The sequence below is a fragment of the Enterococcus sp. 3C7_DIV0644 genome, from assembly GCF_002141235.1.
GTDB lineage: Bacteria > Bacillota > Bacilli > Lactobacillales > Enterococcaceae > Enterococcus_D > Enterococcus_D entomosocium.
In genome coordinates, this window is sequence record NZ_NGLK01000001.1 from 1,314,620 (window position 1) to 1,331,381 (window position 16,762).

The following is a 16,762-nucleotide window of genomic DNA, read 5'->3' on the forward strand; positions in this document are numbered from 1 at the left end:
CCAAATAAAACGGTCGTTTTCTTTATTATACATGGAATTTTAGGCTATGGCGGTAGGAGTTGGGAATTTTCAAGGATAAAAAAACTCCTGCCACATTGTCTAGAGACAAAGTAGCAGGAGTCAAACGATCATTACCCATCGCTTGGATTGGAAAACTTCCTCACTATTTTTTATTTGAATTTGACGATTTCTAAACGATCAATACTTAGCATATCCACCCCAATCTCAGACGAAAGGGTGATTTCCTGCGCCCCTTTCGGTAACTTCATGCGGACTTGTAGCGGTTGATAATATTCGGAAGGATAGACATCCACCATGTGGTTTGCTTGTTTCGTTTCAATCCTGACCTGAATTGGGTCATTCAAGGAGAGATAATCAGTGGTTTTGACATAGGCAATCACCAGAAATTCGTCTGCTTCTTCAATCTGCGGAGCAAAGATAATTTTGTCAGTCGTTGATTCAAAGCCTTGGACGACTTTCTTAGAGAGTGCTGCCTCATCTTCGACAAGCACTAAATCGCCCTCCAGCAAAGCACGGCTAGCAGTTAATCGCAGTCGATTGGGCTCAGCTTTTGGCAACGCTTGAACATGCCACTCATCAAAAGGAGCTTCCAGTAGAATTTTATCCTCTTGATCCCAACCAAACTTTTGTAAGCGGATCGAACGGTTCCAGCCCGAATGATCCCACCGAGCAGCATGATAAATCAGCCAGTCTTCAGAACCATCTTTTGATTTGGCAAATCCATTATGACCAGGTCCATAGACAGTGTTTGTCTGTTGGAAAATCGGCGCTGGTTCCTTTTGCCAGTTCGCTCTTTCTAGCGGATCATCAGCCACATCTAGGGTCATAAGACCAAGAGCGTAATCATTGTCCCAGCTTCCACTGGCAGAGTATACCAAATTGACTGTTTCGTCTTTGATCATCACTTGAGGGGCTTCATTGATCAATGGTGTTTGCCGCATTTCCCATTCATATTCTGGTTCTGAGATAAGTCGTTTCTCCCCGATCACTTCCGTAGGGGAGGCCATTTCCGCTAAATAAAGATTTTGCGCAACATTTTCATACCCTTCCCAGCCCGACCAAAGGAAATAGCGTTTGTCATTGATCCCTAAGACTGTTCCATCAATCGCAAATTTATCATCCATCCCTTTGATCTCTTCCAATTGCCACTCACCCATGTAAGGATCTTTTTGATGATTGACTAATGCGTACATACGATGCGTTTCTGAAGGACGATTAGCCGCGAAATACATCACCCAGCGATCATCTAAGTAATGAAGCTCAGGTGCCCAGATACTTTCAAATTCTGCTGGCATTTCCCAGATGATCTTTTTTTCACCAGCAGCAACGTGAGAGAGGTTTTCAGCACGCCAAAGCGTTAAATTATTCCCAGTCGTTTTGGTATAATAAAAGAACGCTTCCGTTTGCAAGATCCAAGGATCTGCCCCATCATTATCGATAATTGAAGTAAAATCGGACACTTCTTCCCCTGGATCAGTTCCAGCGCTACAACCGGTTATCATAAGCGCAGCAATCAAGATACTTACTCCACTGAGCCAAGCTGCTGATTTCCCCATCGGACATCGCCCCTTTCCTTACCAATCATTTTATTCTACCTGCGGTGGATGAAACTGCTCATTGATCTCTTTAATTGCTGCCAAATCAACTTTTGGTTGGCGATCATAGGTCAGTAACCCATTGATTTCTTGTTCGACATCTGTCAACTGAGTGTAGCAATAGCCCCAGAGTCCGACAGAGTCATAAACAGCCACCATGATTCGCTGATAATCCTTCAAGAAATCTTGTTGATTTTCCACTGAGGTATAGCCCCAACCGGGTTGCCCCGAAACATCGAAGCCAATACCACCAAACTCGGTCAATAAAATAGGCTGATCCTGATAAGAAAATCCTCCAGCGAAAATCGGCCAGGGGGTCGATACTCGACTCACCAATTTTTCTCTCGTGCTGAGACTGTCTTTAAAGTATAGATATTTTTGCCGCTCAGATTCTTGCCCATGCGCATAATTATGAATCGCACAAATATCGGTCTCCGTCATCGCCCAACCATCATTTGAAATAACCAACCGTTGCTGGTCTAACGAATGGATAAAGTGATACATCGCTTGAGAAAAATGCTGTTGCTGACGATCAAATGAGATTTTTGGCACACCCCAGCTCTCGTTGATTGGGACCCAAGTAACGATCGAAGGATGACTATAATCCCGAGTAATGATTTCTGTCCACTCTTGCATCAAGCGCGTTACCGAAAGATCGGTATAGATTGCCGGCGCCGCACACTCTCCCCAAACAAGAAATCCTAATTTATCTGCCCAGTATAAAAAGCGTGGGTCTTCTGTTTTTTGGTGTTTTCGGCAACCATTAAATCCCATTTCTTTGGCCAATAAGATGTCTTGTTTAAAGTCCTCATCTGTTGGTGCAGTTAACAAGCCGCTCGGCCAATAGCCTTGATCGAGAACCAACTTCTGGTAGTAAGGCTTGTTATTTAAGTAAATCATACCGTTTTCTGTATGTATTTTACGCATACCAAAATAACTTTTTAGCTGATCGATGGCCTTCCCTGCTTCTCTAAGAGTCAATTCTACATCAAATAATTGCGGTTTTTCAGGTGTCCAAGACCAGCCTTCGTGGTGAAAATTCGTCCGAAAAATTTCTTGCTGGAAAATATCAACCGCCAAACTCAACTTAGAAGTGATAAAGTCTGCCTTTCCGCTGGTAACTAAAGCACCTTTAAAATAGATTTGATATTCTAAGACTACTTGTGGCTGTAACTGATTCAGTTCTACATCGATCTTAACGGCGCCAGCATCAAAATCACTCGTAAATTTCACCTGTTGCAGATGGGTTTCGGCAACTACTTCAAGCCAGACTGGCTGCCAGATCCCTGTTGAGTTTGTGTACCAGATTCCTGCTGATTCTTCTTCCCAAAATTGTTTCCCCCGTGGAATGCTTTCATCAAAATGTGGATCAAATGCTCGCACACTTAGTATTTGCTCTTGTCCAGATACTAAAGCATCCGTGATGTCTATATCAAAAGAGGTATGCCCTCCGCAATGATTTTTCACATGATTGCCATTGACAAACACATCTGCTTCATAGTCCACCGCCCCAAAATGCAAAAGGACACGACTTTTTTCAAGGACTTGCACATTGAAGGTCCGATAATACCATACAACGTCGTGCACTTCTCGATTATCAATGCCGCTCAATGCACTTTGATAGACAAAGGGAACATTGATCTTGTACGGATAGTTTGCTTCATTTGTGTACCACTTTTCTTTTAAACCAAGATTTTTGTCATCAAAGGCAAATTGCCATTCACCATTTAAGCTTAACCAATTCTCTCTCTCAAATTGCGGTCTCGGGTATTCTTCTCTACTCATATTTCCTCCAAAAACAAATTATTTTATGCCACTTTGCAACGACATTGACGCCATAAAGCTTTTTTGCGCCACCAAATACAATAAAAAGGTAGGGATCAAAGCCAAGATTGCTCCGGCAGTTCCAATTCCCGGATAGGTCATGTATTGCCCTTGTAGCAACTGCAGCCCCGGTGTAATCGGTAATTTATCAATATCGTTTATCACGATCGATGGCCACAAGAAGTCATTCCATGAGCCAGTAAAACTAAATAACGCAACCACCGTCAATACAGGTTTGATCAGTGGTAAGATAATATGATAAAAGATTTGAAACTCGTTGGCCCCATCGATCACAGCCGATTCATCCAATTCTTTAGGAATCCCTAAAATGAACTGCCGAACGAGGAAAATGTTATAAACACCTGCAGCCCCAGGAACGATGACTGCCAGAAATGTATTGGTCCAACCTAACGTATCAACGATTTTAAAATTCGGGATCAAATTGACCACCCCGGGAAACATCATCGTTCCTAACAATAGGGCAAAAATCAAATCTCTCCCCTTAAAGGTGAGTCGTGTATAGCCATAGGCTGCAAACGAGACGATCACCATAACCAACAGCGTATGTGAAGTTGAAATAATCATTGAATTCACAAACCAGCGGAACACAGGAGAAGAATCATTGCCTTGTAACAAGCCCAAAAAGTTAGTCAGCGTCCAATCTTGTGGAATCAAACTGAACCCAACCTTTTGAATCTCTGCCTCCGATTTAAACGAGGTAAAAATTGCCCATATCAAAGGAAAGAGCCAAATCACACAGACGATCGCTAGCAAAATAAAGGCAATTCTTTTCCCTAGTTTGTTTTCTCGCATCTTCTTCCCTCCTATCTTTCCATTTTTTTGATGACCATAAATTGCACAATCGAAACTGCCATGATTACAAAACCTAGTAAAATAGCCATCGCTGAAGAAATTCCTGCAACCGAGGTACTACTACCAAAAGCATTTTCTTGGATGTACATCATCAACACGCGAGTAGAATTGTTGGGTCCGCCACCCGTCAACATTAGTGGCTGACCATAAATATTAAACTGAGCGATGGTCGTCATGACCGTGGTAAAAACAAGCTGGTTGCGAATACTCGGCAAAGAAATACGGAAAAATTTCGTTATACTATTTGCACCATCTAATTCTGCTGCTTCTAACTGCTCTTTAGAGACGCCATTTAATGCAGCAACATAAATAATTAGATTCCCACCTAATGTCCACCAAATCGTCACGATCAAAATAGCGATCCATGCCCATGGTTGCGTGCCTACAAAATTGATGTCGATACCGAATACTTCTTTGATTGGCCCAAAAGATTTGCTCAAAAGGAACCCCCAAATAATCATGACGGCAGAGATTGCAAATAATGTTGGCAGGTAGAGAATCGATTGAAAAAAACGCATCATTTTTGGTTTAGCAGATAATGCAACCGCTAGTAACAAGGGAATTACAATACATAACGGAACGGAGATTGCCGCAAAAAACAGCGTATTTTTCATTCCATTAAAAAATTGCGTATGATACAACGAGTCTTGATCAAACAAAATCGTTTGAAAATTATCAAACCCGACAAAAATCGGTGTACTGAACAGATCCCATTCAGTAAAAGAAACATAGATCCCAATCACTGCAGGAACTAAAAAGAATAAAAGAAAAAGGAGCATATGCGGACCAATAAAAACGATTGGCCAGCCATTTAACCTTTTTTTCATCAATACCCATCCTTCCTTGTATTTCTAGTGCAGCTCTCAACAAGAAACAACTGTGACAGCCCTTTAAGCCTATCAGAATTCCTCCCCTATCAAAAAATGGACTGAATTCTTTTTATGGTCGCTCTTCCTTCTGCCACAGCCTCTATGTGAGAAGATTATTTCATCTTTTCTTCTACAACTTTTTGGATCTCACCAAACGTCGTTTGAATATCTGCTTTTCCTGTGATCATGTCCCATGAGCGATTATCATATTCACCAAAGATATACGATAAGCCATCAACTGCGTTAACAGAAATTGCCGCTTGTCCTTTTTCTGTCTTCAATAAGAAGGATTGTGGCATCTCAACATATTCTTCATTGTCTAGCATAGCTAAGGAAGTAGGATTTGCACCTGATTTGACCCACTCTAATTGGTTTGCTTGTAACCAAGTCAGAAAGTCGACCATGCCACTTTTCTTTTCATCGGAACGTTCCTCGTTCGTTTTGAACATTGCAAACTGATCGACGCCTGAACCTTGAATGATATGTTCCGCATCCCATTGAGGAGTAAATGTTTGGCCCCAAGTGAAGTCACTGATTTCTTCCATATTACTTAGCATCCATGTTCCTTCTGGAAGAAAAATCAGTTGCTGGTTTGCAAAAAGTTTATTTGCATCTTCACCATCTGGGACCATGTAGCCGGCATCGTACAGATCCTTAAACTCTTGAACGGCATTGTAAGAATACTCATTATCGATATTGATGTTTCCTTGTGCATCTTGCCATTCCCCACCCATTTGTTGGTAGAGATTCGAATAATTCTGCATGCCCCATGTATAGCCAAAACTATAGATACCATCTGCTTTTGCTTTTTCCCCAGCTTGTCTGATTTCTTCATACGTCACTACGCCATCATCCAACGCTCCTGGAACATATTTATCCACCAAATCTTGGTTGTAATACATCACCCACGAACCCATGGTTGCCGGAATCCCATATTGACTATCATCCACTACACCAGTGTCCCAAGCAGCTTCAACGTAGTTTTCCCGTGCCAATTCTGTCCCATCGATCATGTCATCCCAGGTTTCAAGCATGTCTTGGTGTTTGTACGTAGGCAAAGCTTCTGAGGCAATCAAAGCCAAATCAGGAACACCTTTCCCCGATTTCCCCGCAGTCGTCAACTTTGAAGTAAAGGTATCACCTTGCATGCTTACTAACTTCACTTTAAAGTCTGGGTCTGTTTCATTGTATTGATCAATCGTTTTTTTGATTTTTTCACCGTCTGGTCCTGTCGTCGAAGACCAAAGCAAAATTTCTGAATTATTACTTGAGCTACCACTCCCGCCACAAGCAGCTAACAACACTGTACATAATAAGCTTGTCCCTACTAAAACAATAGATTTACTTACTTTCATTTTTTACACTCCTTTTAATTTAACTAAAAAGTAAAATGACATCCAATTATCAATAAATATAATCGTTAGACTATCGTCAAATAATGTTTACACCGTAAAGTTACTATAAATATAAAGCGCTGTCAACATTATTTTAACAAGGCATAACCAAAAATTATATCATTTTACTATTTTGTAAATCCACAAGGTTGTGTTATAATTAAACCATCTTTTCATTAAACATTTTAGTATAACGAGGTGATCGCTATGGAATTGGATTTAACAAACGCATCTTTACCGATCTACGAAGCACTGGCAAATGAAACTCGCTTAGCGATTTTAAGAGAATTAGGCGATAAGAAGAAAAGCATCAGTGAAATTGGACAAAAATTAGCAATCAGCAATGCTTTAATGACCAAACATATCCGTAAACTCGAAGAAGCTCAGTTGATCAAAACCGAAAAAGGATCGGGGCAAGACTGGAAGAAAAAATATTTGTCTCTAAAAACTGATTTCATCAATATCAATTTCCCAGCAAAAGTGTTTCCAGAAATGAATCTAACCTCCCAATCTGTGAAAATCGGCCACTTCACCGATTTTAAAGCTGAGCCTTCTTGTGGAATGGCGACCAAAGACCGCTTGATTGGCGCCTTAGATGATCCAAAATCTTTTCTGGATCAAGAACGTGTTGATGCAAGTATCATCTGGCTAAATAACGGTTTTTTAGAATACAAAATCCCAAATCCTTTGAAAAATGGTGAAAAAATCGAATTACTGGAAATCAGTATGGAGATCGCTTCAGAGTTCCCAATTTCGAATAACTATTGGCCCAGTGATCTTTACTTTTACTTAAACAATCACTGCATCGGTAGTTACACCGTACCAGGAAACTTTTCGGATGTCAGAGGTTCTCTGACTCCGCAATGGTGGATCGATGAGTTCAGTCAATATGGATTGCTTAAGCATTTACGCATCAATCGCTATGATACTTCCCTCGATGGAGAAAAATTAACAGATCACAACCTGAATGAAATCGACTTAGACCACAGTGACTTTTTCACCTTTAAAATTGCTGCACCTGCAACTGCCGAAAACGCTGGTGGTTTGACCATTTTCGGCGATCGATGGGGAAATTATCCTCAAGATTTATTGTTCAATTTTTACGTATCGGAATGACTGTTGTCGTTCCATTACACAAAAAAAGCACGTAGCGAAGAGAGACCACTCCCTCAGCTAGTGCTTTTTTCTATTCTCTTACGCTGTGGCAAAAATGCGTTCGATCAACTGCATCACTGCTCGGACTTCTTCGTTTTTAACGATAGGTTCGGCACCGTTGCGTACAACGTTGTAAAAATTCTTGTAGAAAGGTTCAAAATCCGCTTCGGCTTTCGGGAAAGGAATCTCTTTGGCTGCCAATTCCGATGGCGGTGCCATCGTTTTCGTCAAGCCAACGCCTGCTTGAACTGGTTTTGGTGCGGCCACGTCTTCGCGACCTGTTGCCTGAACCATTTCACCATTTAGATCCCAATCGGTGATGGTGGCTGTTCCTTCCGTTCCTTTGATGTACCAGCGAGGCAATTGCGTGTAATTGGAGGTTCCAACTTCCACGATTGCTTTGACCCCATTTTCAAAGGTAATCAAAGCGAAGAACCCATCATCGACTTCTTCCCCCAACACAAAGCTAAGATCCGCTTTGACGTCTTTCACTGGGCTGTCGATCAGCCATAGCATTTGATCCAGCAAGTGAACGCCCCAGTCTAAGAGCATTCCCCCGCCTTGTTTTTTCACATGACGCCAGTCTCCTGGGATGCCGTTTGCCCCTTGGACCCGTGATTCTAATTGGAACAAATCGCCGATCTGTCCATTACGGTACAGTTCGCGTACAAGTAAAAAATCAGGATCCCAACGGCGGTTTTGGTGAACCATAAAGGTATTGCCGGTTTCTTGGGCAACCGCCACGATCTCATCTAGTTCCGCAGTATTCAGCGCAACTGGCTTCTCGCAAACAACATGTTTGCCGGCTTTCAACGCAGCGATCGATAACTCTTTGTGCAAGTCATTAGGTGTGGCGATCAATACTGCTTCGATCGTCTCATCGGCTAAGACTTCATCATAGCTTTTAAAGATCTTATGGCCTTTTTCTTGGGAGATCGCTTGACGTTCTTCATTGATATCGTAAGTTCCTACGATGTGGATTCGTTCGTTTTCATTTGGTAAGATATTGTGGACATGGTACGCACCCATGCCGCCATATCCGATTACTGCAAAATTGATTGCACTCATGTCTGACACTCCTCGGTTTTCTTCTTATGCCCACCACATGGATGAAGCTTCTTCACGGATCATAATCGTCTTCAAGTTGCTGATGGCACGATTCAATCCTTCATCAATGGACATGATTGGATCTTCATGCTCAATACTCAAGACATAATCATACCCATAAATTCTAAGTGCAGAAATAATATCTGACCAGACTTGTAAGCTGTGGCCGCAACCGACTGAACGGAAGGTCCAAGCTCGGGTTTTGACATTGCTATATGGCTGCATGTCCGTCAAGCCATGCATGTTGATATTGTCTTGGTCCAAATACGTATCTTTGGCATGGAAGTGATGGATCGCATCGGCTTCCCCTAAGATTTTGACCGCTGCCACTGGGTCGATCCCTTGCCACCATAAATGACTTGGATCCAAGTTACAGCCGATAGCTTTACCCGCAGCATCCCGCAGTTTCAACATCGTATAAGGGGTATGTGCCAAAAAGCCGCCATGAAGTTCGATCCCAATTTTAACACCAGCCGCTTCCGCTTCCGTGTTGATGCCTTTCCAATAAGGAATCAGTTTTTGTTCCCATTGATAATTATAATTGTCATCGTATTCCGTCGGCCATGGCAATACTGGCCAGTTGACTTGTGTATCTGTTGCATTTCCGCCTGAAACGCCTGAAAATCCGTTCACAACAGGTACATTCATTAAGCTGGCTAATTTGATGGTTTTGCGCAAAAGTTCATCGGCTTCTTGCGCTTCTGCTTTTAATGGAGAGATTGGGTTGTTGTGACAGCTCAAAGCTGAGATTTCCAATCCTTTATCAGCTAATTTCGCTAAGTATTCTTTTCGCTCTGCTTCACTTGCTAGTAAACGGTCAATGTCTAAGTGGGCATTGCCTGGAGAACCACCGGTACCGATCTCGACGGTTTGCAGCCCTTTTTTCGCTACTTCATCGATCATTTCTTCAAAGCTAAGTTGATTGAATAACGGGGTAAAAACACCTAATTTCATTTTCTTTCCTCCTCAATTGCTTGAAAATGCCCATATGTTGGGTAACGATTTTCTGTTGGTGCACACCAGCGAGCCGCATTTTGGATCACTTTTTGCACTTTGGGATTGTAATAGCTTGGGAATGTCTCATGACCAGGCTGGAAATAGAAGATCTTGCCATTCCCACGGCGGAATGTACAGCCGCTACGGAAAACTTCACCACCGGGGAACCAGCTGACAAAGATCAATTCATCCGGCGCTGGAATATCAAAGTGCTCGCCATACATTTCCTCTTGCTCTAGTTCGATCCATTCGCCGACTCCTTCAACGATTGGGTGGCTTGGATTGACATTCCAGATCCGCGCATGCTGATCGTCTACTCGCCATTTCAAATCGCACGACGTTCCCATCAAGGTTTTAAAGATTTTCGAAAAATGACCAGAATGCAAGACGATCAGTCCCATTCCTTCCCATACACGCTGCTGCACACGAGCAACGATAGCATCATCGACTTCTTCGTGCGCCATATGGCCCCACCAAACCAACACATCCGTGTCAGCCAATACTTGCTCCGTCAACCCGTGTTCTGGTTCATCAAGGGTCGCCGTTCGCACTTGGAAATCATCCTCTTCTAAAAACTTGGCAATTTGACCATGGATTCCTTCTGGATACATTTTTTGGACGGTCTCATTCGTTTTTTCATGACGAAACTCGTTCCATACCGTAACGTGGATCATTGGTAGACCTCCTCTACGATGTTTTTTAATTGCAGATAATCAATCCCGCTGGCTTCTAAAGGAGCGAATTTTTGAAACGCTTCCTGCTCGACGATCAACCATGGTAGTTCTAATGCTTTAGCTGCTTCTACATACGACTTGATTGGTAAAATCCCATTGCCGATCTCGGTGCTTTCCTGCGGCTGCTCTTGCATATCTTTGATATGAACCAAGCCGACCTTCGTTTCGCGTTCCTTTAGCCAAGGTAAAACAGCCACGTTTGCAAAGGATAACCAGTAAAGGTCGGCTTCCAAACGCAGTTGCGGATTGTCTTTGATCAGTTCATCGATCATAGATTCTCCAGCAACTTCAGTAAATTCATGGGCATGGTTGTGGTAGTAGCAAGTCAGCCCTTCTGCTTGCAACTTTTGGGTGATCTGGGTCAGCTCCGCAGCAAAGGCTTGCCATTTTTCCAAAGAATCAAAACTGGCATACGGAATGACGATCCGTTGATTGCCAATCGTTTTTTCAAAAGTGACGGTTTCTTCAAAACGATCTCGCAATGCTTCAAACGGGATATGGGAAGCCGCGACCGCCAAATCCAACTGCTCCAGCATTTCTTTGATCTGAGCAGCACTGTGTCCATGATAACCGGCAAATTCAACACCGTCATAGCCGTTTTGTTTAACTGTTTTCAACGCTTCAAAAAGATCTGTCTTGCAGTCCTCTTGAATACTCCAAAGCTGTAAAGCGATTTTCGGTTTTGTCATTTATGCTCGCTCCTTTTCTTCCAGCAGTTCTTATAGGTAGACTGGCTCACCGGTTTGCGATGATTTGTAGATCGCTTCTAAAATCTCCGTCACGACCATTGCTTCTTCAGGTTTGACCACTGGTTCGGTATCGTTGATAATCGCATGGATCCACGATTGTGCTTCTAAAATTTCTGGCGTTTCCCCGTTTCCTTCATAAAAATCAACGCCGCCTGTTTCAAGTTCGATATTTTTTTCATACAGCAAGCTGTGGTCTTCTCCGTTGATGGTCAAACCGTTATTCATATCCGCACCGGCTTTGCTGCCCATCAGTGTCGTTTTGGCTTCTTTCACATCCAAGCTGTTGAGCGCCCAGCTAGCTTCTAAGAAAATCGTTGCGCCATCTTCCATGACCACAAAACCAAAGGCCGAATCTTCTACTGAGAATTTCTCTGGATCCCAAGGGCCCCAAGCATTTGCGGCATTTTTGGTTTGCGACAACTCATGATACGCTTTTCCGACAACAAATTTTGGTTTGTAATTGTTCATCATCCATAAGGTCAGATCCAATGCGTGGGTACCGATATCGATCAACGGACCGCCGCCTTGCGCTTCTTCATCAAGGAAAACACCCCAAGTTGGCACAGCCCGACGACGGATCGCATGAGCTTTCCCAAAATAAATGTTTCCTAATTGTCCTTCGGCGCACACTTCATGAAGATAACGAGAATCTTTTCTAAAACGGTTTTGGTAGCCGATCGTGAGTTTTTTCCCTGTTCGGTTGGCTGCTTCGATCATTGCTTTGGCTTCTGCCGCTGTTTTTGCCATTGGTTTTTCACACATGACATGACAATCTGCTTCTAGTGCAGCAATCGTCAACTCAGCATGTGAGGCGTTTGGTGTACACACATGGATCACATCTAGATCAGCTTGTGCCAACATTTCTTGATAATCGCTGAATACTTGAGCATCTTCGGTCCCAAATGCTGATTTCGCTTCAACTGCACGTTCAACCAGCAGATCACAAAAGGCAACCATTTCTACTTCTTCTACTTGAGACAAGGCAGGCATGTGCTTGCCGTTTGCGATCCCACCGCACCCAATGATTCCAACTTTAACTGTCATATCTTTCCTCCTGAAAACGCTTATTATTTTCTACCCCCTCATTATAGCGAAACATCGAAAGCAGTTCTTCCCAGTTTCCATTGAAAAAATTCCCGAAAATTATCTTATGAAACTTTAACAAAAAGAACCACTCCACAATTTATGCAAAGCGCTTAAAAAAACACTATCGAGAAAAAAATAGTGCCAGATCAACAAAAAAACAGTCGACAAGCACAGGCTCATCGGCTGTTTCTATCAATTTTGATTCAATTGTTTCTGGTACTGCAACGGTGATTGACCAACGGCTTCCTTAAAGACATGATGAAATGTTTTGACACTGGCAAAGCCAGCTTTTTCAGCGACTTCTGCCATCGGGATCTTTTCATTTGCCAAGATAAATTTGGCTTGATTGATACGGTATTCCGTCAAAAACTGCATGAAGGTCTTGCCAGTATTGGTTTTAAAGAAACGCGTGAAATAATGAGGACTAAACCCTACATGTCTTGCGGTGTCCTCCATCGTCAAGACTTCTTGGTAATGGGATTCGATGTACTCAAAGACATCATTCAGACGCTGCAAGGTTTCTTTGTATTGTGCGGCCGTTCGTTTTAGTGGATTGACGGCTCGTTTTCGCTTTGGCAAGCTTTGATAGCACTCCCCGATCAACTGGTAAAGCAGCCCGAGAGTCAAATAACGCTTCCCAACAACATTTTCCTCTTCCAACTGATACAACTCGATCAAGAGACCTGTTATTTTTTCCGTAAAACTCGCTGGCCAATTTTTGCTGTGGGGCTCCCCTTCTTCAAAGAGTGTCATCAAGGATACTTCATTTTCTCGCAGCAACGGCTCTTCAAAAAGCTGCATATCAAATTGATAGACATAGCGTTCACTCTCAGGCGATGCTAGAAAATAGTGGGGTTGCCCGCTGGAAAAAAGATACAGATCCCCTTCCTCCAACTCAATGATCGTATCGTCAACACCAATATTCACCGTGCCACGCTTAGCGTAAATGATCTCGATTTCTTTATGGACATGGGGATAAACGATGGTCAAACCATCATTTAGAAACGTTCGAAAACGAAATTCACTTTCAAATTCAGGAATTTCAAGATACATACTCATGGCTGACCGACTCCTTCGCTCTATTCTTATTTATTATAAGCGAAAAATTGCCTAAGAGAAAACCTTTTCTCAGCCAATCATAGTTTCTTCTGCTTTTTTGTGGTATCGTATTCAAGAAAAGGAGTCTTGTTTATGAATTATTATGATCAACATCTGCATACATTTTTGTCTTTTGATTCAGATGAACAGTTTGAGAATTATCTAGCTTACCAGCCTGCCTACTTCGTTGCGACAGATCATTTCGATTTGAAGAACCCCTATTCGGGATTCCGTGATGATATTCCTGACTATGAATTACTAGTAAAAACCCACCAGAAGCTGCAAGAGACCACAGCGACGAAACTCTTAAAAGGCATCGAGATTGGTGTCGTGCCTGGTCAAGAACAAGAAATCTTGCGCTATCTTGAAAGCCATCCTTATGACTTGAAATTGATCAGTATCCATCAAAACGGTACCTTTGATTATATGGACGATGCCGTGTTGACGAAGGACAAATTTGCAGTCGCCAAACAATACTTTGACCAAATGGCCCACGTGTTGGACTCGTTTCCAGACGGGCATATCGTGACCCACTTTGATTATGGCTTGCGTCGTTTCCAATTTACAGCTGAGGAATTGGCCGCCCATTTTGAAACAGAGTTAACGACGATCTTCAAAAAAATCGTTGCCCGTGACTTAGCGATGGAAATCAACGCTAAGAGCTTTGGCCCTTATCAAAATGCCCACCTTTACCAATATGCTATCCCGCTGTATCAAAGTGTCGGGGGTAACTTGTTCACCCTCGGCTCTGATGCCCATAAAGCCAGTGATTATCGGTTAGATTTTGCAGCGATGAGCGATCTGCTGCGTTCCTTTGGTGTCAATCAATTAGCGGTCTTTCAAGGTAGTGAACGGTTTATGGCGGATCTGCCTGCTAAATAGCGTCACCTTTGAATGCACTCTACAACACATTTTCAATAAATGAACCAAAAACGGCGAACCCTAAAAGGATACGCCGTTTTTTCATTTTAAGACCATATTTACTTAGGTTATTCTGCTGCTAAAATATCTTCCTTGGCATGGATCATTTGAGTCAAAAAGTCACAATAAGGCGTTGGGACTTGGTACTTACGGCCTTTTCGTGAGATTGCGCCATTGATATAATCGATCTCGGTTTTGCGATGATTATTGATCAAATCTTGATACATGGATGGATAGTGCATTCCGATGCCTTCTGGATCATAGGTTTCCTCAATATGGTGGACTACTTCGGATACATCCAGTTGAACAGATTCATGGGTAGCAACTGCCGCAAATTCTTCCACAATCGTTTGGACCATCGCACGCGCCGTTGAGGTTTGTCCGAATTGGGCAATATTCACATTTAAAATCGAACACAAGCCATTTAGTGTGCCGTTGACACAGGCTTTGCGATAGATGGAGTAGCGAATATTCTCAGAATAAGACGCATTTAACCCAGCATCAGCCAAGACTGCCGCTAATTGACGGGCATCTTCTTCTTTGCCCGGTTCGATATTTTGCAGTTCTACAGAACCATCCCCAAACAAGCGAACATTACCAGGACCAATCAAGTCCGCCGTCCAAATGGTATTTCCTAAAAAGATTTTATCCGTGCTGACATATTTTTCAATCGTGTCCTCATGACCGATCCCGTTTAATAAGCATAAGACTTTCGTTTGCTCGCCGATCATTGGTTTGATCGTTTGCATCATTTGATCCAGTTGCATCGCTTTAGTAAAGACCAGGATCAAGTCTGCTTGTACAGTCGTTGGGATCTCATTTTGCGAATAGATCGAAAAAGGGACTGCGATCTCTTCACCGTTTAAGTTCGCTCGTAATCCGTGTTCACGGATCGCTTCGATATGCGCCGGCCAGCCGTCGATCAACGTGACGTCATTTCCGCCTCTTTTTAGCATAATAGCAAAACGGCTGCCCATAGCACCTGCACCAGCAATAACAATTTTCATCTGAATTCCTCTTTCCTCTTCCACAATTAGGTATAGTTTACTCTAAAATCGTGAAATATGCGAGAGCCTTGCGTTTTTTCTCGATAGGAAAGAAAAAAGAACAATTGGAATAGTTAGATTTTTCAGATAATTAAAAAACGGTTGTTTCCAATTTTGTCCATTCAAAAAAGTCGCACGGAAGATTGAAAACTTGACTGAGCTAAACCAGTTTTCGGACTCACGTGCGACCCTTCTATTCAATTATTTCCTGTGAAACAGTTGTCGTTTTAGGCAGTGACTGTTTCATTGTTTGTTGTAAAGTTTTTTAGCCGTTCAGCTTTTTCCGCTTCTGTGATCCCATGTTGTTCCACGTAACGGTTATGTTCGTGGATGGCACAATCATAGCTACAGGCACCTAAATGGGCAGCTTGATTTTCTTCAGAAGTCAAAAATTGGCGATTGCATTCTGGGTTGGCACAGTTTACATAGCGCTCGCAAGGTGTGCCATCAAACCAGTCGCGACCGATAACTTTTTTATCCACATGATTGATTTCCACACTAATGCGTTCATCAAAGACGTACATTTTGCCATCCCAAAGCTCGCCTTGAACTTCTGGGTCATTCCCATAAGCAAAGATACCACCATGAAGTTGGGCCACATCATCAAAGCCTTCTCGCAGCAACCAGCCTGAGAATTTTTCACAACGGATACCACCAGTACAATAAGTAACGACTTTTTTATCCATAAATTTTTCTTTATTATCGATGATCCATTGCGGCAACTCACGGAAGCTGCGGATATCGGGACGAACGGCTCCCCGGAAATGGCCTAAGTCATATTCATAATCGTTACGGGCATCGATCACCACGGTATCTTCATCTAACAAAGCTTCTTTGAACGCTTTAGGATCTAAATATTTTCCAGTCATTTCTAATGGATCGATGTCATCTTCCAGGTTCAATGAAACCAATTCTTTGCGCGGACGAACGAATAGCTTTTTAAACGCATGTTCTTCTACTTCATCGATTTTGTAAAAAATCCCTTTAAAACGGGGATCAGCTTCCATTTTTTCCATATAGCGATTTGTTGCTTCAACCGTTCCAGAAAGCGTGCCATTGATCCCTTCATTGGCTACTAAAATACGGCCCTTGATGCCAATTTCTTTTCCAAATGCTAAATGCTCCTTGGCGAAGCTTTCCGGATCTTCAATTGTTGTATATTTATAAAATAATAAAACGCGGTATGTCAAACCAATTCCTCCTTTTTTTGCACCCTACAGTATAGGTTATCGCGTGACAAAAAACGAGTTTTATGCTTGTACCTTTTCACACAATCTTTTTCTTTGAGCAAACA

15 protein-coding genes are annotated in these 16,762 nt (G+C 42.5%); 2 read left to right on the plus strand and 13 right to left on the minus strand.

The genetic code is table 11. From position 1 onward, the window contains the following. Positions 1-170 precede the first annotated feature (170 nt). The 5 genes from A5877_RS06120 to A5877_RS06140 form a co-directional block, all read right to left on the minus strand. Positions 171-1,577 carry a glycoside hydrolase family 43 protein gene (locus A5877_RS06120; protein ID WP_086316566.1) on the minus strand — a complete coding sequence of 469 codons (1,407 nt, stop codon included), beginning with the start codon at positions 1,575-1,577 and terminating at the stop codon, positions 171-173. A gap of 30 nt (positions 1,578-1,607) precedes the next feature. After that, entirely contained in the window at positions 1,608-3,401 is a 1,794-nt protein-coding gene (locus A5877_RS06125; RefSeq protein WP_086316567.1) for a glycoside hydrolase family 2 protein, read from the minus strand. An 18-nt stretch (positions 3,402-3,419) separates the two neighbouring features. Beyond that, entirely contained in the window at positions 3,420-4,253 is an 834-nt protein-coding gene (locus A5877_RS06130) for a carbohydrate ABC transporter permease (protein ID WP_061053283.1), read from the minus strand. A gap of 11 nt (positions 4,254-4,264) precedes the next feature. Then, the gene (locus tag A5877_RS06135; protein WP_016612866.1) at positions 4,265-5,140 is read right to left on the minus strand and encodes a carbohydrate ABC transporter permease; all 876 of its coding nucleotides are present in this window, start codon (positions 5,138-5,140) and stop codon (positions 4,265-4,267) included. Positions 5,141-5,295: 155 nt separating this feature from the next. Next, entirely contained in the window at positions 5,296-6,537 is a 1,242-nt protein-coding gene (locus A5877_RS06140; RefSeq protein WP_061053285.1) for an extracellular solute-binding protein, read from the minus strand. 246 nt (positions 6,538-6,783) lie between these two features. On the opposite strand from A5877_RS06140, the gene A5877_RS06145 reads away from it, so the two are divergent. Further along, positions 6,784-7,692, plus strand: coding sequence for a transcriptional regulator (locus A5877_RS06145; protein WP_086316568.1), 909 nt, complete (start codon positions 6,784-6,786; stop codon positions 7,690-7,692). A 78-nt stretch (positions 7,693-7,770) separates the two neighbouring features. Here the strand turns inward: A5877_RS06145 and A5877_RS06150 are convergent, their stop codons facing one another. The 6 genes from A5877_RS06150 to A5877_RS06175 all read right to left on the minus strand — a co-directional run bounded on the left by A5877_RS06150 (position 7,771) and on the right by A5877_RS06175 (position 13,462). After that, positions 7,771-8,799 carry a Gfo/Idh/MocA family protein gene (locus A5877_RS06150; protein WP_010749991.1) on the minus strand — a complete coding sequence of 343 codons (1,029 nt, stop codon included), beginning with the start codon at positions 8,797-8,799 and terminating at the stop codon, positions 7,771-7,773. A 24-nt stretch (positions 8,800-8,823) separates the two neighbouring features. Then, positions 8,824-9,792, minus strand: coding sequence for a sugar phosphate isomerase/epimerase (locus tag A5877_RS06155; protein WP_005233928.1), 969 nt, complete (start codon positions 9,790-9,792; stop codon positions 8,824-8,826). Then, entirely contained in the window at positions 9,789-10,508 is a 720-nt protein-coding gene (locus tag A5877_RS06160) for a trehalose utilization protein ThuA (RefSeq protein ID WP_005228207.1), read from the minus strand. The genes A5877_RS06155 and A5877_RS06160 overlap by 4 nt, the downstream gene beginning before the upstream one ends. Then, positions 10,505-11,257 (minus strand): sugar phosphate isomerase/epimerase, encoded by a 753-nt coding sequence (locus A5877_RS06165; RefSeq protein ID WP_086316569.1) that lies wholly within the window; start codon positions 11,255-11,257, stop codon positions 10,505-10,507. Before A5877_RS06165 ends, A5877_RS06160 begins: the two co-directional genes overlap by 4 nt. A 30-nt stretch (positions 11,258-11,287) precedes the next feature. Continuing rightward, entirely contained in the window at positions 11,288-12,361 is a 1,074-nt protein-coding gene (locus tag A5877_RS06170) for a Gfo/Idh/MocA family protein (protein ID WP_005228203.1), read from the minus strand. A gap of 234 nt (positions 12,362-12,595) precedes the next feature. Beyond that, on the minus strand, positions 12,596-13,462 hold the full coding sequence (locus A5877_RS06175) for an AraC family transcriptional regulator (protein WP_005233920.1): 867 nt from the start codon (positions 13,460-13,462) through the stop codon (positions 12,596-12,598). A gap of 132 nt (positions 13,463-13,594) precedes the next feature. Here A5877_RS06175 and A5877_RS06180 point away from each other — a divergent pair, with 132 nt between their 5' ends. Continuing rightward, the gene (locus tag A5877_RS06180) at positions 13,595-14,383 is read left to right on the plus strand and encodes a PHP domain-containing protein (RefSeq protein WP_005233917.1); all 789 of its coding nucleotides are present in this window, start codon (positions 13,595-13,597) and stop codon (positions 14,381-14,383) included. A 107-nt stretch (positions 14,384-14,490) separates the two neighbouring features. Here the strand turns inward: A5877_RS06180 and A5877_RS06185 are convergent, their stop codons facing one another. Then, positions 14,491-15,429: a 2-dehydropantoate 2-reductase gene (locus A5877_RS06185; protein ID WP_086316570.1), complete on the minus strand. Its 939-nt coding sequence runs from the start codon at positions 15,427-15,429 to the stop codon at positions 14,491-14,493. Positions 15,430-15,695: 266 nt separating this feature from the next. Further along, positions 15,696-16,658 (minus strand): rhodanese-related sulfurtransferase, encoded by a 963-nt coding sequence (locus A5877_RS06190; RefSeq protein WP_016612875.1) that lies wholly within the window; start codon positions 16,656-16,658, stop codon positions 15,696-15,698. Positions 16,659-16,762 lie beyond the last annotated feature (104 nt).

Coding starts and splice junctions, on each gene's coding strand:
- A5877_RS06120 (WP_086316566.1), bottom strand. CDS start 1,577: ATGGGGAAATCAGCAGCTTGGCTCAGTGGAGTAAGTATCTTGATTGCT.
- A5877_RS06125 (WP_086316567.1), bottom strand. CDS start 3,401: ATGAGTAGAGAAGAATACCCGAGACCGCAATTTGAGAGAGAGAATTGG.
- A5877_RS06130 (WP_061053283.1), bottom strand. CDS start 4,253: ATGCGAGAAAACAAACTAGGGAAAAGAATTGCCTTTATTTTGCTAGCG.
- A5877_RS06135 (WP_016612866.1), bottom strand. CDS start 5,140: ATGAAAAAAAGGTTAAATGGCTGGCCAATCGTTTTTATTGGTCCGCAT.
- A5877_RS06140 (WP_061053285.1), bottom strand. CDS start 6,537: ATGAAAGTAAGTAAATCTATTGTTTTAGTAGGGACAAGCTTATTATGT.
- A5877_RS06145 (WP_086316568.1), top strand. CDS start 6,784: ATGGAATTGGATTTAACAAACGCATCTTTACCGATCTACGAAGCACTG.
- A5877_RS06150 (WP_010749991.1), bottom strand. CDS start 8,799: ATGAGTGCAATCAATTTTGCAGTAATCGGATATGGCGGCATGGGTGCG.
- A5877_RS06155 (WP_005233928.1), bottom strand. CDS start 9,792: ATGAAATTAGGTGTTTTTACCCCGTTATTCAATCAACTTAGCTTTGAA.
- A5877_RS06160 (WP_005228207.1), bottom strand. CDS start 10,508: ATGATCCACGTTACGGTATGGAACGAGTTTCGTCATGAAAAAACGAAT.
- A5877_RS06165 (WP_086316569.1), bottom strand. CDS start 11,257: ATGACAAAACCGAAAATCGCTTTACAGCTTTGGAGTATTCAAGAGGAC.
- A5877_RS06170 (WP_005228203.1), bottom strand. CDS start 12,361: ATGACAGTTAAAGTTGGAATCATTGGGTGCGGTGGGATCGCAAACGGC.
- A5877_RS06175 (WP_005233920.1), bottom strand. CDS start 13,462: ATGAGTATGTATCTTGAAATTCCTGAATTTGAAAGTGAATTTCGTTTT.
- A5877_RS06180 (WP_005233917.1), top strand. CDS start 13,595: ATGAATTATTATGATCAACATCTGCATACATTTTTGTCTTTTGATTCA.
- A5877_RS06185 (WP_086316570.1), bottom strand. CDS start 15,429: ATGAAAATTGTTATTGCTGGTGCAGGTGCTATGGGCAGCCGTTTTGCT.